14 protein-coding genes are annotated in these 16,734 nt (G+C 49.2%); 9 read left to right on the top strand and 5 right to left on the bottom strand.

All coding sequences use genetic code 11. The annotated features are described in order from the left end of the window. The first annotated feature begins 80 nt into the window (after positions 1-80). A complete protein-coding gene (locus LMG33818_RS00935) occupies positions 81-872 on the top strand; it encodes an alpha/beta fold hydrolase (RefSeq protein WP_442321478.1) in 792 nt (263 codons plus the stop codon). 27 nt (positions 873-899) lie between these two features. On the opposite strand, the gene mntR is transcribed toward LMG33818_RS00935, so the two are convergent. Then, positions 900-1,340: a manganese-binding transcriptional regulator MntR gene (gene mntR / locus LMG33818_RS00930; RefSeq protein ID WP_442321477.1), complete on the bottom strand. Its 441-nt coding sequence runs from the start codon at positions 1,338-1,340 to the stop codon at positions 900-902. A 229-nt stretch (positions 1,341-1,569) separates the two neighbouring features. Here mntR and LMG33818_RS00925 point away from each other — a divergent pair, with 229 nt between their 5' ends. Next, the gene (locus LMG33818_RS00925; RefSeq protein ID WP_442321476.1) at positions 1,570-2,316 is read left to right on the top strand and encodes a phosphotransferase; all 747 of its coding nucleotides are present in this window, start codon (positions 1,570-1,572) and stop codon (positions 2,314-2,316) included. Between the two features lie 14 nt (positions 2,317-2,330). Here the strand turns inward: LMG33818_RS00925 and LMG33818_RS00920 are convergent, their stop codons facing one another. Beyond that, positions 2,331-3,659: a gluconate:H+ symporter gene (locus LMG33818_RS00920; protein ID WP_442321475.1), complete on the bottom strand. Its 1,329-nt coding sequence runs from the start codon at positions 3,657-3,659 to the stop codon at positions 2,331-2,333. Between the two features lie 367 nt (positions 3,660-4,026). On the opposite strand from LMG33818_RS00920, the gene cysB reads away from it, so the two are divergent. The 4 genes from cysB to yidD all read left to right on the top strand — a co-directional run bounded on the left by cysB (position 4,027) and on the right by yidD (position 6,529). Beyond that, complete coding sequence (gene cysB / locus LMG33818_RS00915; protein WP_442321474.1) at positions 4,027-4,998, top strand: HTH-type transcriptional regulator CysB; 972 nt, start codon at positions 4,027-4,029, stop codon at positions 4,996-4,998. Between the two features lie 208 nt (positions 4,999-5,206). After that, the gene (locus LMG33818_RS00910; protein WP_442321473.1) at positions 5,207-5,674 is read left to right on the top strand and encodes a transcriptional repressor; all 468 of its coding nucleotides are present in this window, start codon (positions 5,207-5,209) and stop codon (positions 5,672-5,674) included. Between the two features lie 106 nt (positions 5,675-5,780). Continuing rightward, entirely contained in the window at positions 5,781-6,224 is a 444-nt protein-coding gene (hisI, locus tag LMG33818_RS00905) for a phosphoribosyl-AMP cyclohydrolase (protein WP_442321472.1), read from the top strand. Beyond that, a complete protein-coding gene (gene yidD / locus LMG33818_RS00900) occupies positions 6,224-6,529 on the top strand; it encodes a membrane protein insertion efficiency factor YidD (RefSeq protein ID WP_442321471.1) in 306 nt (101 codons plus the stop codon). The genes hisI and yidD overlap by 1 nt, the downstream gene beginning before the upstream one ends. Before the next feature lie 195 nt (positions 6,530-6,724). Here the strand turns inward: yidD and LMG33818_RS00895 are convergent, their stop codons facing one another. Further along, the gene (locus LMG33818_RS00895) at positions 6,725-7,138 is read right to left on the bottom strand and encodes a SufE family protein (RefSeq protein WP_442321470.1); all 414 of its coding nucleotides are present in this window, start codon (positions 7,136-7,138) and stop codon (positions 6,725-6,727) included. A gap of 352 nt (positions 7,139-7,490) precedes the next feature. On the opposite strand from LMG33818_RS00895, the gene LMG33818_RS00890 reads away from it, so the two are divergent. After that, positions 7,491-8,510 carry a DNA-binding protein gene (locus LMG33818_RS00890; RefSeq protein WP_442321469.1) on the top strand — a complete coding sequence of 340 codons (1,020 nt, stop codon included), beginning with the start codon at positions 7,491-7,493 and terminating at the stop codon, positions 8,508-8,510. A 157-nt stretch (positions 8,511-8,667) separates the two neighbouring features. On the opposite strand, the gene LMG33818_RS00885 is transcribed toward LMG33818_RS00890, so the two are convergent. After that, on the bottom strand, positions 8,668-10,047 hold the full coding sequence (locus LMG33818_RS00885; protein ID WP_442321468.1) for a DUF445 domain-containing protein: 1,380 nt from the start codon (positions 10,045-10,047) through the stop codon (positions 8,668-8,670). Between the two features lie 377 nt (positions 10,048-10,424). On the opposite strand from LMG33818_RS00885, the gene LMG33818_RS00880 reads away from it, so the two are divergent. Beyond that, on the top strand, positions 10,425-11,672 hold the full coding sequence (locus tag LMG33818_RS00880) for an NAD(P)/FAD-dependent oxidoreductase (protein ID WP_442321467.1): 1,248 nt from the start codon (positions 10,425-10,427) through the stop codon (positions 11,670-11,672). A 221-nt stretch (positions 11,673-11,893) separates the two neighbouring features. Here the strand turns inward: LMG33818_RS00880 and nfuA are convergent, their stop codons facing one another. Further along, entirely contained in the window at positions 11,894-12,532 is a 639-nt protein-coding gene (gene nfuA / locus LMG33818_RS00875) for a Fe-S biogenesis protein NfuA (RefSeq protein WP_442321466.1), read from the bottom strand. A gap of 389 nt (positions 12,533-12,921) precedes the next feature. Between nfuA and metH the strand changes: the two genes are divergently transcribed. Continuing rightward, entirely contained in the window at positions 12,922-16,635 is a 3,714-nt protein-coding gene (gene metH / locus LMG33818_RS00870) for a methionine synthase (RefSeq protein WP_442321465.1), read from the top strand. The last annotated feature ends 99 nt before the right edge of the window (positions 16,636-16,734 follow it).

The following is a 16,734-nucleotide window of genomic DNA, read 5'->3' as shown; positions in this document are numbered from 1 at the left end:
TATACGTAATCAGAGGGATGACGGCCCCATCTCGACTTACATCGATACCACCATTCAATCATTAGCACAGGGAACGGATTTTGATTCTTAATGCCATCGTTGCCGGGGAAGAGCACACCGGATTCCCACTGGTTATTCTTCATGGATTAATGGGGAGTGCAGACAATTGGCGCTCTGCGGTTAAAGCCTGGGGGCGGGAGCGTCATGTTATCGCACTTGATCTACGAAATCATGGCCGTTCTCCGCATACATCCGCGATGAACTATGCCGATATGGCCGCAGATGTGGTAGAGACATTGGCCACACTCGATGTCAGGCAATTCGATTTACTGGGACACTCCATGGGAGGAAAAACCGCCATTGCGCTCGCTTGTGCTTATCCTGCATTGATTCATCGACTGGTTATCGAAGATATTGCGCCGGTGAATTACAGGCACGAGCACAGGGATATCTTTGAGGCAATGCAGGCTGTCGCTGGCGCCAGAATCAAAGAGCGGCGTGAGGCTGATATGATCATGCAGCCATTCTTGACTGACCTGGGTACTCGGCAGTTTATCGCGACCAATCTGGTACGTGACGAAGAAGGACTACTGCGTTGGCGTGTTGCTCTGGAGAATATTATTCAGGAATATCCGAAAATTTCGGATACACCTTTGAATGGAAGTCATGGGGAGCAAATAGCAGGGCGCTTTGAACAACCTACGCTATTGGTCATGGGTGAACATTCGAGCTATGTGACGCCTGAGGGTATTAAAGCGGCACGACAAATATTCCCTGAGCTCACTATAGAAAGACTGCCGACCGGACATTGGGTGCATGCAGAGAAATTTACTGCATTCAAATCCATTGTCGATAATTTCTTGAACCGTTGAGGAACTGATTCCAGTTTTATCCAAAATTTACTTTTTCGGCTCTTTTTTTGCTTTCAGCGCATGTTCTTTTAGAAAACGTCGCATTGCCTCCACAGTGCTATCGCTACAATGGTGTTCAATACCTTCAGAATCAGCACGCGCAATTTCTTCTTCAACACCGAGCGTACGCAATACATTCAGGATAACCTGATGGCGCTCGGCAACCATTTCAGCCAATGATTCACCTTGTTCTGTCAGGAAAATACCCCGATAAGGCCTGGCAGTGACATAGCCATCACGTTTGAGGCGTGTGATAACCTTGGACACAGCCGCCGGGCTCACACCGAATCTTTCGGCGAGGTCACTGGCGCGCGCTTCACCCATGGCATGATGAAGGTGCGCAATCTCTTCAACGTAATCTTCAATAAGTTCACGTTGGTGATCCTGACGAACGCGATCAAAATGCTCGTGATGCGGAATGGAAGTCATGGAGGGGGAGTCTCTTCAAACGCTTGATAAGCAATAAGGTATCACATGACGCAATATGTCGATAGCAGGCCACCACAAATATTGCCTGAAGTCCTTAGAGAGATTTCACTAACACATATGCAATTTAACATAATATATATTATGCGAAGTAATGGTATAAATGCTATTTTAACGCTATGTTGTTATACCTATACCATATCGTTTCAGCTCCTTCACGAGTCATATATTCATGCATGCACCCCAAATTCCTTCAATCGTTTATTCTCTGGCCGCGGGTGATCCACTCGAATGGATTTGGCGCAACGGTTTGGAAGGTATGACATTTCGTGCAGATCATGTCGGTGTTGATGGTCGCACTGTATCCCGTTTTATCAAATGGCAATCTCTCGATAACGTCACACCGTCAGCGTTAGCGGATGTCGATCTAATCACTGAAGCAGAAAAGCTGCGTTGGGCCAGCCGTTATTTCAATGTTCCCAAGGTATTGGCTGCTGGTCGGAATCGACACGAAAGCTGGCTCGTTACGCAAGCGATTCCATCTGTGTCTGCTGTCGCACCACAGTGGAAGTCAAATACAGGTATTTTCAAGCCTGAAAGTGTTGTCAAAGCCATGGCCATTGGATTGAGAAAACTGCATGAGTCCTGTCCAGCCAGTGAGTGCCCGTTTCAGGATAGTTGGTATGATACTTCCCAAGTGCCTATGCCAGCTCCAGAAGACAGAGTGGTTTGTCATGGCGACCCTTGTGTACCCAATACGCTGATGAACACACAGGGAGAATTCGTGGGGCTGGTGGATCTGGCGCGTTTGGGCGTGGCTGATCGTTGGTCTGACCTCGCGATTGCGACTTATAGTCTCAGTTGGACAATCAATTTCGGGAAACATTATGACGCATTGTTTTTCGACACTTATGGTATTGAGCCGAATCCAGTCAAGATCAGTCGCTACCGTGCTTTATGGGACAGCCCGGAGCAATGACCGGCTCCTGCCCATTACCACATCAACATAATGACTTCATTTAATATCAGAACGAAAATCAGCCCAAAAACGGAAATCACGGATTCCATCAAACTCCATGAACGGAGAGTTTCTTTCACGCTGAGATTGAAAAACTCTTTAAACATCCAGAAGCCCGGGTCATTGGGCGGCCCACCAAATACACTTCCCGCTCCAATGGCCAATACCATCAATTCAGCCGAGACATTTTGATGCGTAGTAGCGCCAATCATCATCCCTGCGGTGGTTAATCCAGCAACGGTGGCTGAACCTACGGATATACGCATAATGACGGCGATCAGCCACCCCAGTAATAATGGGGAAAACGAAGCGCCCTGCATCAGTTGCTGGATATAGTGCGCCACCCCGCTATCAACCAATACCTGTTTGAATGCGCCACCACCACCAATAATCAAAACGATCATTGCAATCGCCAGCACTGAGCTTTTTATAGACTCCATGACTTGTGCAGACGACCGCCCTACTTTGAAACCAAACGTATAAAATCCAATCAGGACGGCAATGAGCAATGCGATGACAGGGTTTCCCAAAAACTCAAGAAAATCCGTCAACAGGCCCCCTTTTATGCCGCCCCATTCAGCCGCAGAAGCCGCTGCCATCAAAATGACGGGGATCAGCGTGGTCATGATGCTCATCCAAAACCCCGGCGTTCGCTGAAGCTCACCAACGTCGATATCGCCAAGGGTTTCAGGAATAGCGGGATTCATATCTTTCATGGTGTGGTATAGCAATGGGCCAGCGATGATCACAGTAGGAATAGCCACAATAAGCCCATAAATCAATGTGAGCCCGATATCAGCATGGAACACGAGAGCAATCGCGGTTGCACCGGGGTGTGGCGGCAAAAAACAGTGTGTTGCCGAGAGTGCCGCGGCCATGGGAATGCCTACTTCAAAGAGCGGAATTTTTGCTGAACGGGCGATCACGAAGACCAGCGGTATCAACAAAATGAATCCTACTTCATAAAAAAGGGCCAAACCAACCACGAAACCGGTCACACACATGGCCCATCGGATATGGGTGCGACCAAATTTTGCAATCAACGTATCAGCAATGACTTGCGCCCCGCCGCTATCTACCATCATTTTGCCAAGCATCGCGCCAAAGCTGATGACCAGCGCCAGGTGCCCCAGGGTGTCCCCCATGCCGCTTTCGACCGCTTTTATGACATCGCTGAGAGAAAGACCTTCGGCAATGCCTATACCCAGACTCACTATAATCAGGGCAAGAAAACTATTCAGTTTCCACCCAACCATAAGACCAAATAAAGCAATAATACCGATCGCAAGAATCACTAGCGGCATACCGATACCCCGTGGAAACTGAGTGAAGACACTATGCTGAGCACACCAGAGCGGAGACTATTTCAATTGCTTAAGAGACACTATTCACACTAGGTCTTATAACCAAAAGTACATGCAGCACTGCAAGACCTAATATGCTTCTCCCGTAACGCCTTAAAAACCGCTTTTTTATATCCTATATGAATATAGGAATTCATTTTTATTCCTTTTATATAAAACAATTCTCGCGTTCAATATAACCAAGTGTGGAATAAGACAATTGCCTCCTTGTCTGTAAGCACTACACCGCAGCACTGAATATCAAGCACTAAATATCAAGCACTTACAGAACAGGGTGATGGCTCTTATAAATAGGGAGAATTTGGTAATGAAATTGCAGCAGTTGCGTTATATCTGGGAGGTGGCCAGCAACAATCTGAATGTATCACTGACGGCCAGTAACCTTTACACGTCCCAGCCGGGTGTTTCCAAACAAATTCGCCAATTGGAGGATGAGCTGGGTATCGAGATTTTTGCTCGCCGAGGGAAACACTTCAGCCATGTAACAGAAAGTGGGCAGCAGATTATTGAAATTGCAGGCGATATCCTCCATCGCGCCGACAAAATCAAACGAATTGCTCAGGAACACAGTGATGAAAGAAAAGGCAGCTTGTCGATCGCAACCACTCATACACAGGCCCGGTATGCGTTGCCCCCGATCATTCAGGCATTCAGAAAACGTTATCCCAATGTAACTCTTCACATTCATCAGGGAACGCCGCGACAAATCGGCCAAATGGTATCGGATGGGCAAGCCGATTTTGCCGTTTGCACGGAATCGCTGGATATGTACGCTGATCTGGTATCACTTCCCTGCTATCGCTGGAACCGTTGGCTATTGGTCCCCAGGGATCATCCGCTGGCGGAGAATAAAAAGCCGACACTTGAGCAACTGGTCGAATACCCCATTGTCACTTATACCTATGGGTTTACTGGTCGTTCTCAACTGGATGATGCTTTCATTGCGGCTGGGCTAACGCCTGATGTTGTGCTGACTGCTGTGGATGCTGATGTTATTAAAACCTATGTGCGTCTTGGACTGGGGGTTGGGATCGTCGCGCACATGGCTATCGAAAATGAACGCGATCAGGATCTGGTGGCTATCGATGCGGGGCATTTGTTCTCGTCATCGACGACACGATTGTCGTTAAGACGAGGTACTTTCATGCGTCGCTACATGTATGATTTTATCAATCGTTTTGCCGCTCATCTGGATGCGGCGACGATCGAGGAAGCGTTGACTACACCCAGTAGTGAAATACCCGCTCTCTTTAGTGACGTGGATCTTCCGACGCGCTGATTTTTGCACTAATTGGCAATCAGTTACTGGGATTGCCGTTTTGGCCCTGTTCGTCTCAGTGCGGAAAGGGCCTGTCTTTACCGTGCTTCATCAACTGAAACTCCTGTTTTTTTCAACATCTGCTTGGCACATTCTCCTAAACCAAGGCCATTTTGTGGGGAAAAGTGCTATAATATCACATCGATGATATCTATAAGTTGGAGTTGATATGCACTGTAATCACAATGCTTCGACCGCTGAGCTGACCAAAATGGCAGAGCAGCGTTGTCGGGATCAGGGTGTACGTTTTACTCCCATCCGCCGCCGTGTATTCGAATTGGTCAGTGAGGCCCCCAGAGGACTGAAAGCCTACGAATTGCTTGATAAACTTTCCAGTGAGCATGCATCAGCCCGCCCACCCACTGTTTATCGCGCACTGGATTTTTTGATGGAACAGGGATTTGTTCATCGTATCGAGTCGCAAAATGCATTTATCGCATGCCCATGCCCCGAACCGAAACCTACACACACGCAAGGGTTCCAGTTAATCATTTGCCGGAATTGTGGGCGTGTAGAAGAGATGCACGAACCTGAAGTCGTTGATGTCCTCACAGACTTACTGGCGAAACGCAATTTCACGTTGGAAAAACAGACTATCGAGCTCACAGGCCTTTGTGCGGAGTGCCAACATAAGTAATTAACCGCATAAGTAATTAACCGACTGATATCCTTGTATATTGAATCATTTATATCGGATTGGCGTTAGCCATTAATATAACTTCCTGGTGTAACGGAAATTTAAAGTGCCTTCAGATCTTTTCAAGCAAATCGAAAAATCACCTACGGGCAGCACCTATGCCCTAGAGGATGTATTGAATGCTATCCCGTGGAATGTGGATGGCCTTATCCCTGCCATTGCGCAACAACATGACAGTGGAGAGGTACTGATGATGGCCTGGATGAATCGCGCCGCACTTGAAGAGACATTGGATACGGGGCGAGTCTGTTATTGGTCCCGTTCGCGCTCGCGTTTTTGGCGCAAGGGCGAGCAATCCGGTCAGATTCAACTATTACGGGAAGCTTTTCTGGATTGTGATGGAGATACCCTATTGCTCAAGGTTGATCAAACGGGGCCAGCCTGCCACACGGGACGAAAAAGTTGTTTCTATACGGCACTTAATACTTCTGAAGCAAAAGTTATCAACGCTCCCATGATAGATGCTGATGAATTATACGGGGCACATTAATGGCGCTGGGCAAAAAGGACAAAACGGCTCACAAGGTACTTGCGTGGCCGTTGATTGGATTGATCAAACTTTATCAGTACGCGATTAGCCCGTTATTGGGGCCCAAATGTCGCTTTTACCCAAGCTGTTCGAATTATGCATTACAGGCTCTTAAGCTACATGGGCCTTTTTACGGCGGTTGGCTGGCCCTTAAACGCATCGCAAAATGCCACCCACTCCACCCCGGCGGCATTGATGAAGTCCCGGGAAGTTGCCATTGTGACACTAAAAATGCCAGGGAAACACAGACGAGTAAAAAGCACTAACCCTTTTATTTCATTAGCGACATTTCATTAGCGACTTTATTAGCTCTTCCATGATCAGTGTTCAGATTAATCATTATCTTTGATAAACGTTATCAATGACCTCTGATTGCCTCAGTCCCCATAGTGTTGATGCCTGTATGCACTTTCCTGCCCCTCTTCCCCAGCATTCCGGCTGATTAGCCATGCCCCTTTTGGTTAGGCATGTTGGCTTGCTAGCGTATAGATATGCCCCAACATGGCGTGTAGACCATTATTACGTGTGGGAGAAAGATGCTGCTCTAACCCTAGTTCCTTAAGTATATCTGTTGGGGTATCAAGAATTTCCTGCGGATGCCGATCATTGAAAACACGCAGTACAATGGCCACCAGGCCGGTCACAATTGCAGCGTCCGAGCTGGCATCAAAATGCAAAACACCCTCCTTGAATTCATGATGAAACCACACGTTGGACTGGCATCCATCAATCCGGTACTCGGCGGTTTTCCATTCATCGGGAAACGCTGGCAATGCTTTACCCAAATCCATGATGTACTGATAACGATCCATCCAGTTATCGAAAAATCCAAACTCTTCCTTGAGTTCATCTACCGCCTGTTGCGTATGGCTCATGCGGGCTCCTGTTACGTACGACTGCCAAAATTATTGGGAGATAGCATGCCTGTAGGGCATGACATTTAATTATTCCAATTATCCAGCTTCCCTACCCTTCACTGCAACTTTCAACGTAAATTTGCCAAATGCGAACATGCAGAAAACGAGGGATGGGTAAGATTGTGACAGTCAAATGAAATCATAATGTAATTATGGCATTACGTATTATCAAATAATGCTAGGTATCAGACACAAACTCAGATAAAATAAGCGCATGTGAAAGGGATTATGTGTCACTTCGGATAAACGTTGTTATGTTTCCCCTATTCACGCTGAAGATGCCTGGAACCTCCTCTTGTGTGCATTACACATGAGTAACGGTTTCATTCATGACTATTTGCAACGCAACAAGAGTGATATCGCTATGGCTCGCATTGGCATTCAATATGAAGACGTACAGCGCGCGATCGAAGCCTTGATCGAACGCGATGCCGTCCCGACAGTACAGCGCATTCGTGAAGAGCTAGGGACAGGTAGCTTTACGACCATCAGCGATCATTTACGCGAATGGCGAAATCGTCGTGAGCAGAATCGGGACGTTCCCCTTCCTCAGAATATCCCGGAACGTCTGAAGGATGCCCTGCTGGGCCTATGGCAACAGGCGCAGGAGGAAGCTTATGAAGGCCTCAAGTTCTATCGCCGCCAGGCGGATAACAGTATTGCCGAAGCGCGCTCACAGGCAGATCAGTCAAAACGGCATGCCGAGGATGCAGATCAGCGCTTTGCTGCGTTGAATGAACGGCTGGATGCAACACTGGTACGCCTTGAAGAAAAAACATCCAATCTGGCACGAGTTGAAAGTGAGCTTTCACAAGCCACTGCGCAGGTTGAAGAGCGGGAACATCGTCTTGAAGTCAGAGACAAGCAAATTGCGCAGTTATCACAGGAACGCGACCGGCAGGATCGTGAACATCAGAATGCATTGAGTACACAGGAAACCGCACATCGTAAACGGCTTGCGCAAGAAGAAGCGCGTAACGAAACGGCCGAGAACCGGTTAATGCAACTGCTGGATAGCGCCCGAAAGGAAAAAGCGGAACTCGAAAAACAGGCACGTCGCCAAACAGAACAGTTGGAAGAACGCCTGAACAAATTGAATTCCCAGATCGAGCAGAAACGTCATGCCCTTCAGGATGAAGAACGACGGCATCGCGATTTGATTGCTCATACCCAGCAGGTAGAGCAAACATTGACAGAAACACGTGCTCGTAATGAGCGACTCGAACGTGATCTTGAGGAACGCAACAAAGAGCTTAACCGCGTTCGCACAGAGCTTCGGGTATTACAGGAGCGTGTTTCACGTACCCCTGCACCGCCCTTTATTTACTGACACCCCTTCAATGACTATTTCTTCAATACCGGTTTCTTTAATAACAATCCCTTCAATGACTCTCTTTTTCTGTTGAACGGAATTTGCCATTGAAGGGAAAGTTTTATTGTTCCATGAGAAGCCGGCGATATCTCATGAAAGCTGAACGGTATTGTGGTTACGAAAAGAATGCCAGGATACTCAGGCGAAGTGCAGTAATCATCAACGCGACAGTTCCTCCCACGACTGCGCCATTGACCCGAATCCATTGAAGGTCCGGACCGACGCGCTCTTCTATCTGACTCACCAGTTTCTCTGTCGGCATACTTGCTTCGGATAACGACTCTCGTACAACGTCACCCACGGCATGCGGATACTCATTAAGCAATTGCCCCGCCCATTGTCGGATTCGCTGATCCAGTTTCTTGCGAACACCGGGGTTTCCCAATTGCTGCTGAATCAACTGATTGACGCCCCTACCCACTAACTGGCTTAAGGTGGAGCTACTGTCACTCAATTGCTCCGTCAACCAACGCTGCGCAAAGTGTATCCACGAGCGGCTGCCCTGCTGCTCCTGATAAGCATTGAATAACTGCCATTTACTGCGTTCCAGCAAGGAAGCCAAGCGGCTATCCTTATTGTGCTCCAAGTGTCGCGCAGTAATAACCAATAACGCCCGCATACGAAGGCGTAATGGATGAGCTTGATCATGTTCGATCTCTTCCAGCTGTTCCTGAGCACTATTGAGCAAGCGTGTAAGCAGGCGTTCAACCTTGTCGCGATCATCCTCTCCATCCAGAAACTGCTTGCCTACCCATACTTTTACCGATTTCCAACGCCCTTCATTCGACAAACTTTCCATTTGATCGAGCAAAATATCGCTGAGAATCGTCAGTAGCTGAGGGTCACGCAGGACACGCTCCAATACAGCCATAGCGCCGTGCCATAGCCTGTCTTGCAGTTCTTTATCCTTTGAGAGGCGGCGCAAAAAGGGTGCGAGTTGCTGAGCCACATCGAAGCGTTCGACCAATTTGTTCGACAATATATCAACCGCATGCAAACAGCGCGGATCATCCAGCCACTCTACTGCTTTCAACAATTGTCTGCGTGAAAGTCGGCTTAGCGTTGCCTGCCCTTCTGCAGTATCCACACGACGAAGGATCATCTCGGCAAACGAAAAGCGTTCCAGATGCTTGCGCAAGGCGGTGGGCGACAGCCATTCGTTTTCCACCATATCCACAATGCCACGACTCAGTGAGTCACGCTTCTGTGCAATCAAATCCGTATGTCGGCTTAGGACAGGTAGAGGTATTTTCTTGAATAGCGCAGTAACAGCAAACCAGTCTGCGAGGCTCCCTACCAATGCGCCTTCAAAGGCAGCTACACACAATTGGGAGGCTACAGAAGGCAGAACCCCAAGGGCTGATTGTACTTCTGCAGCCACGAATCCCGCTAAGGAAATGGTCAACGCAATACCACCGCGATGGCGTGCGATCCACGAATGACGTCTCTGCCCATGGAGTGAACTGGTGGAAGAAAATTCATTGGGTGAAGGCAAGTGTGGCTCCAAATCATGCACTTGATTGAAAAACAGCTTATTGTCTATGTATCTAGAATAATGCAATGAAACCGTGGGTACATCCTATGGCATCACTTATTAATAACGCTAATGAGCGTTTTGCCTCATTGGACCTCAAGTATCGTGCGATAAAACCAAAGGTTATCAAATCATTAATACTAAGACTCAGATTGAATATGGCCGGCATCGCACTGCGCAAGGTCATTGGCATATAATCGAGGCAGTAAAACTAAAATGATAAATACACACTGCACGCACAAACATATTTTTGCATAACATTGTTTCCCTGGACGTCAGTCACCCCCTGTCGAGTGGGTGCGGATTCCTACATTCTGTTTACACGTATCAGGTCTTATATGGCAACAACATTGGTATTAGGTGCAGGCATGGTAGGCGTATCCACTGCCCTTGCGCTCCAAGAATCTGGTGAAGAAGTGGTACTGGTTGATCGTATGGGTATTGGGCGTGAAACCAGCTATGGCAATGCGGGCTGTATACAAACAGAGGCGGTAGAACCCCACGCCATTCCCCATGATGCCAAAGCCATGCTAAAGATACTTCTCAAGCAGGATAACGCTGTCAACTGGCATCTCGGGTCAATAGCCGAACACATTCGCCCGCTATGGGCTTATTGGAAGGCCTCTACCCCCGACACTTATGCACGTATCTGTGATCATTATGCCGCCATCATGAAACAGGCAGAGGTGTATCACGCCCCACTGGTAAATGCGGCGAAGGCCAATGACCTGATCGAGCATCATGGCTATTACGTGCTTTATCGTGATAAAGCAGATTTCGAACAGGACAAGCGCAATGCTCAGCGCGTGTTCGACCGCTTTCAGGTTCCCTATGAGGTATTAAGTGGGGAGGAAATGAAGTCGGTCTATCCCTACATGAAAGGCAAGCCCGAAGGCGGCATTCATTATACTCATGTATGGACATGCCGAAGCCCCGGTGCACTCACAAACGCCTATGGCAAACTGTTCCTGCAACGAGGTGGTCAGTTCGAATATGGTGATGCCCAAAGTCTGAAGGCATCGGAACAGGGCTACAGTGTGTTGACAGAAAATGGAGTGGTCACCGCAGACAAAGTAATCATTGCGCTAGGCGCGTGGAGTAATACTGTCGCCGAACGATTTGGTTACCATTTTCCCCTCTTCCGAAAACGTGGCTATCATCGTCATTTTCATATGCAACATCTGCCTGCTTACCCCATTTTTGACAAACAAACAGCGACGTTTCTTTCGCCCATGAATCAAGGGCTGCGCGTCTGCACCGGAGCTGAGTTCACCCAATTCGATGCGCCCGTCTGCACACGTCAGATAGATCGTTCCGAAAAAGCCGCACGTGAATTGTTTGAATTAGGGAAAGCCGTGGAAGAAACACCGTGGTTCGGCCATCGGCCCATGCTCCCGGATATGCTCCCCGTTATTGGTGAAGCGCCACACCACAAGGGAATGTGGTTCCACTTTGGCCACGGTCATCAGGGCTTTACCGGTGGGCCGGCTTCGGCGCAGATACTGCTCAACTATATGCAGGGTAAGCAGGATGAGTTGATGTCTGCCGTCTCCCCTGCACGTTTTGTGGCGGACCAAAGTCACTAATTACCCAGAAAAAAACGGATGCCTCATTGGGCATCCGTTCTTACGTCTGACCTGGACTGATCACTACACTCGTATGAGGGGATCAGCCGATAGATATACTCATTTGGCGTGAGGCGAACCCTTTAGCAAAGCATCACCAGGCCGCCGACTGGCCTGCACTCAATAAATATCCGTAAGTGCTTCACCAAATACTCAGATACCAGATGACGCGTTGGCATCACTCAATAATACGCGTTAGTGGTATCCGTATGGTCGGTGACATCACGAATCGCTTTCAGCTCAGGTATACGTTCCAACAGCGTACGCTCAACCCCTTCTTTCAGCGTCAGGTCAACGGCCGCACAGCCTTGGCAACCGCCGCCAAACTGTAAAACAGCCACATTATCGTCAGTCAGTTCGATCAAACGAATCTCACCACCATGGGACGCCAAGCCGGGGTTGATTTCACTGTAGAGCACATAAACGACCTGATCTTCCAACGGGCTGGATGCATTGACCTTTGGCATTTTCGCATTGGGCGCCTTGATGGTTAATTGCCCACCCATGCGGTCTGCGTTGAAATCAACCACAGCCTCTTCGAGAAAAGGTTCGCTATGACTATCAACAAAAAGAGGGAATTTCTCAAGATCACGACGCACATCTGTCGGCTCTTCTTCACCCGGGCGTGCATACGCCAGGCAGGTTTCTGCATAAGGGGTTCCCGGCTGAGTGATAAACACTCGCACACCAATACCCTCTACTTCCTGTTTTGCCAGAAGTTCAGCAAGGTAATCCTGAGCACTTTGGGTAATTTCCAGCGGCGCACCCTGTTCAGGGGCATCGGTTTCTGTAGCACGGAATTCTGTAGTCTCTTCGCTCATAATTTTATCTCTGCACGATCGAGTCGGATACTGTTAGTGACATGTTACGCCATCCCCTGCCAATGGTAAAATCCGAGTAAAAGAATCAACTATTTCATTTTGATTCGAGCTGATCACGCTGATACGCCGACACAATGTGAATAATCATCATTCAAGACATGAGAATTCATCATTCACATGACACGTTTTCATTCCATTAATAAGGTATAATGGTGGGTCAAATCCAACAGTGGGCACGTCATGCAAGGCAAAATATCACGTGGATTGAATCGACTTGAGTAATCATCACGTCTTGCCAGGCATGCCATTGGCCCAAGGGCACACGCATCGCAGATGATATGTGCCATTTTGCCTTGAATGCCCCCAAACCCGTTCAGAGATGCTTATCCATGAGTCATGCTGCTGTCCCCCGCTCCCCGCTTTTTGATCAACTTGCCTCAGCCCTGCGTGAGCGTGTACTGATTCTTGATGGTGCCATGGGAACCATGATTCAGCAGGAGCGTTTTTCCGAAGAGGATTTTCGTGGAGAACGTTTCAAGGAGTGGCCTTCTGAAATCAAGGGCAATAACGACCTTCTGGTGCTCACCCAACGTGACATCATCAAACGCCTGCACCGCGAATATCTGGAAGCAGGCGCGGATATCATCGAAACCAATACGTTCAATAGTACCCAACTGTCCCAATCCGATTACGGGATGGAATCGCTGGTCTCCGAAATCAATCTGGAAGCGGCCAGACTGGCGCGTGAAGTCTGCGATGAAGTCACCCGGGAAACTGGTATTCCCCGCTATGTAGCAGGCGTATTGGGCCCCACCAGCCGTACAGCCTCTCTTTCACCGGATGTGAATGACCCGTCCAAACGCAATGTGACATTTGATGAGCTGCGCGACAATTATCATCAGGCGGCCGTCGCTCTGATAGAAGGTGGCAGTGATCTTATTCTGGTCGAAACCATCTTTGACACCTTGAATGCCAAGGCTGCGCTTTTTGCACTGGATGAAGTGTTTGAAGAAACCGGCCAGCGGTTGCCTGTCATGATTTCCGGTACCATTACCGATGCGTCTGGCCGTACGCTCTCTGGTCAAACGACAGAAGCCTTCTGGAATTCTGTTCGCCATGCAAAACCAATCAGCATCGGCCTCAACTGTGCCCTGGGGGCAGCTGATCTTCGTCCTTATATAGAAGAGCTCTCCAAAAAGGCGGATACCTTTGTGTCCGCACACCCCAATGCAGGGTTACCCAATGAATTCGGCGAATATGATCAGGAACCGGAGGAAATGGCTGCTATTGTGGAGGAATTTGCGGCTAGCGGCCTATTGAACATCGTCGGCGGGTGCTGTGGTTCAACACCGGAACATATTGCTGCCATCGCCGCTGCAATGAAGGGTAAAGCACCGCGTACCCTTCCCACCATAGCGCCCGCATGCCGCCTTTCTGGCCTGGAACCCTTCAATATTGAAGCGGATTCCCTTTTTGTTAACGTTGGGGAACGTACCAACGTCACCGGTTCCGCACGCTTCAAGCGCCTGATCAAGGAAGAGGATTTCACCACGGCGTTGGAAGTAGCACTCGAGCAGGTTGAAAACGGTGCTCAGATCATCGATATCAACATGGATGAGGGGATGCTGGATTCGGGTGCGGCCATGGTCCATTTCCTTAACCTTGTAGCAGGCGAGCCTGATATCTCCCGTGTGCCCATCATGATCGACTCCTCCAAGTGGGAGATCATCGAGGCCGGATTGAAATGCGCTCAGGGCAAGGCAGTCGTCAACTCTATCTCTCTGAAAGAAGGGGAAGAGATTTTCCGCCATCATGCAACGCTATGCCGTCGTTATGGGGCAGCTATCGTCGTTATGGCCTTTGACGAAGAGGGTCAGGCAGATACATTCGAACGCAAGGCAGACATTTGTGCACGGGCTTATCACTTGTTGGTGGACGAGCTCGATTTTCCGGCTGAAGATATCATTTTCGACCCTAACATCTTTGCGATTGCGACGGGTATCGAGGAACATAACAATTACGCGGTTGATTTCATTAACGCGACCCGCTGGATCAAGGAAAACCTGCCCCACGCCATGATCTCAGGGGGCGTCTCGAATGTCTCGTTCTCTTTCCGCGGGAATAATCCTGTACGAGAAGCCATCCACTCGGTCTTTCTCTACCATGCTATTCGCGCCGGTATGACAATGGGGATCGTCAATGCAGGCCAGTTGGCGGTTTACGACGACCTTCCCGCCGAGCTTCGTGAAACAGTCGAAGATGTCGTTCTGAACCGTGATCCGGAAGCAACGGAAAGGCTGCTGGAGATAGCGGAAAAATACCGGGGAGACGGTTCTTCAGCCAACAAGAAAGAAGATCTCGAATGGCGTTCCCTGCCCGTTAACGAACGTATTTCACATGCGTTGGTAAAAGGTGTTACCGCGTATATTGAAGAAGATACTGAAGAGGCACGCCTGGCTGCCGATCGCCCCATCGAGGTCATCGAAGGGCCATTGATGGATGGCATGAATGTGGTCGGTGATCTCTTCGGTGCCGGTAAAATGTTTTTGCCACAGGTGGTCAAGTCCGCTCGCGTGATGAAGCAGGCTGTTGCCTACCTGATTCCCTATATTGAAGCCGAGAAAAGTGCTGATACGCAAAGCAAGGGCAAGGTCGTCATGGCCACGGTGAAAGGCGATGTCCATGACATCGGGAAGAATATCGTCGGCGTCGTGTTGCAATGTAATAACTACGAAGTGATCGATCTTGGCGTGATGGTGCCTGCGGAACGGATTCTTGCCACGGCTAAAGAGCAGAATGCGGATATCATCGGCCTTTCGGGGCTGATTACCCCCTCTCTGGATGAAATGGTCCACGTCGCCAAGGAGATGAAACGTCAGGGCTTTGAGCTTCCCTTGCTGATCGGCGGAGCGACTACCTCAAAGGCTCATACGGCAGTAAAAATCGAGCCCAATTATGATTCCCCCGTCGTCTATGTCACAGATGCCTCGCGTGCGGTTGGTGTGGCAAGCCGCCTCCTTTCACCCACACAAAAAGCAGCGTATGTAGCGGAAATCCGGGAAGAGTATGAGCGTGTACGCGAACGTAATGCCAAGCGGCGCCCTAAAGCGGCAGACCTGACTTATGCGCAAGCGAGAGAAAAACGCTTCGCTCCGGACTGGACAGTGTATGAACCTCCACGCCCTGCCTTCACCGGGCTGAAGGTGTTTGAAGATTATAATGTTCAGGAGCTGATTGAACGGATCGACTGGACACCCTTCTTCATGAGCTGGCAACTGGTCGGTAAGTATCCGCGTATTTTTGAGGATGATGTCGTGGGTGAGGCCGCTAAAAATCTGTTTAGCGATGCCCAGACCATGCTAAAAAAACTGATTGACGATGATGTCATTCATCCACGTGGGGTGATCGGCTTCTGGCCGGCTGCCACGGTCGAGGATGATGAGATTGAAGTCTACAGTAATGAGTCTCGCGATACGGTGATCCAGCGCCTCAATCATATTCGTCAACAAAGTGCCAAAGGCAAGGACGGCGCCTGTTATAGTCTGGCGGATTTTGTGGCGCCCAAAGAGACCGGTAAGCACGACTGGATGGGTGGTTTTGCTGTCACCACCGGCCATAACGTGGATGAACTTGCCAAACAGTATGAAGCTGCGGGCGATGATTATAATTCAATCATGGTAAAAGCTTTGGCAGACCGCTTGGCCGAAGCTTTCGCAGAACGCTTGCATGAGCGTGTACGTAAAGAGTTCTGGGGCTATGCTGAGGATGAAGCACTCGATAACGAAGCGCTTATCAGCGAAAAATATCGGGGTATCCGCCCTGCTCCCGGTTATCCTGCCTGTCCGGATCACACTGAAAAAGAGAATCTCTTCGAGTTACTCAATGCAACTGAAAATGCGGGTATCGAATTGACCGAAAGCTTTGCCATGTGGCCTGCGGCAGCAGTATCAGGCTGGTATTTCGCACACCCTGAATCACGCTACTTCTCAACAGGTAAAATAGGTAAGGATCAGGTACAGTCGCTGGCTGAGCGCAAGTCCATGTCTCTGGAAACCATGGAGCGCTGGCTCTCACCCGTACTTTCCTATAATCCGGATGAATAATGGCGACCTTTGTGTATGTGCCCGTGTCTCACGCAGCGGGCGTATACAGCTTTCCATTGGCAGGGAAAGTCAGGTTGCGAAACGGGGAAACCTTGGTGG

It is taken from the genome of Cernens ardua, from assembly GCF_051251085.1.
Taxonomy (GTDB): Bacteria; Pseudomonadota; Gammaproteobacteria; order Pseudomonadales; family Halomonadaceae; genus Cernens; species Cernens ardua.
This window is presented reverse-complemented; position numbering and strand designations above follow the sequence as displayed.

Bases quoted from the DNA above. Each gene is read 5' to 3' on its own strand.
- mntR (WP_442321477.1), bottom strand. From the start codon at position 1,340: ATGACTTCCATTCCGCATCACGAGCATTTTGATCGCGTTCGTCAGGAT.
- LMG33818_RS00925 (WP_442321476.1), top strand. From the start codon at position 1,570: ATGCATGCACCCCAAATTCCTTCAATCGTTTATTCTCTGGCCGCGGGT.
- LMG33818_RS00920 (WP_442321475.1), bottom strand. From the start codon at position 3,659: ATGCCGCTAGTGATTCTTGCGATCGGTATTATTGCTTTATTTGGTCTT.
- cysB (WP_442321474.1), top strand. From the start codon at position 4,027: ATGAAATTGCAGCAGTTGCGTTATATCTGGGAGGTGGCCAGCAACAAT.
- LMG33818_RS00910 (WP_442321473.1), top strand. From the start codon at position 5,207: ATGCACTGTAATCACAATGCTTCGACCGCTGAGCTGACCAAAATGGCA.
- yidD (WP_442321471.1), top strand. From the start codon at position 6,224: ATGGCGCTGGGCAAAAAGGACAAAACGGCTCACAAGGTACTTGCGTGG.
- LMG33818_RS00895 (WP_442321470.1), bottom strand. From the start codon at position 7,138: ATGAGCCATACGCAACAGGCGGTAGATGAACTCAAGGAAGAGTTTGGA.
- LMG33818_RS00890 (WP_442321469.1), top strand. From the start codon at position 7,491: ATGAGTAACGGTTTCATTCATGACTATTTGCAACGCAACAAGAGTGAT.
- LMG33818_RS00880 (WP_442321467.1), top strand. From the start codon at position 10,425: ATGGCAACAACATTGGTATTAGGTGCAGGCATGGTAGGCGTATCCACT.
- nfuA (WP_442321466.1), bottom strand. From the start codon at position 12,532: ATGAGCGAAGAGACTACAGAATTCCGTGCTACAGAAACCGATGCCCCT.
- metH (WP_442321465.1), top strand. From the start codon at position 12,922: ATGAGTCATGCTGCTGTCCCCCGCTCCCCGCTTTTTGATCAACTTGCC.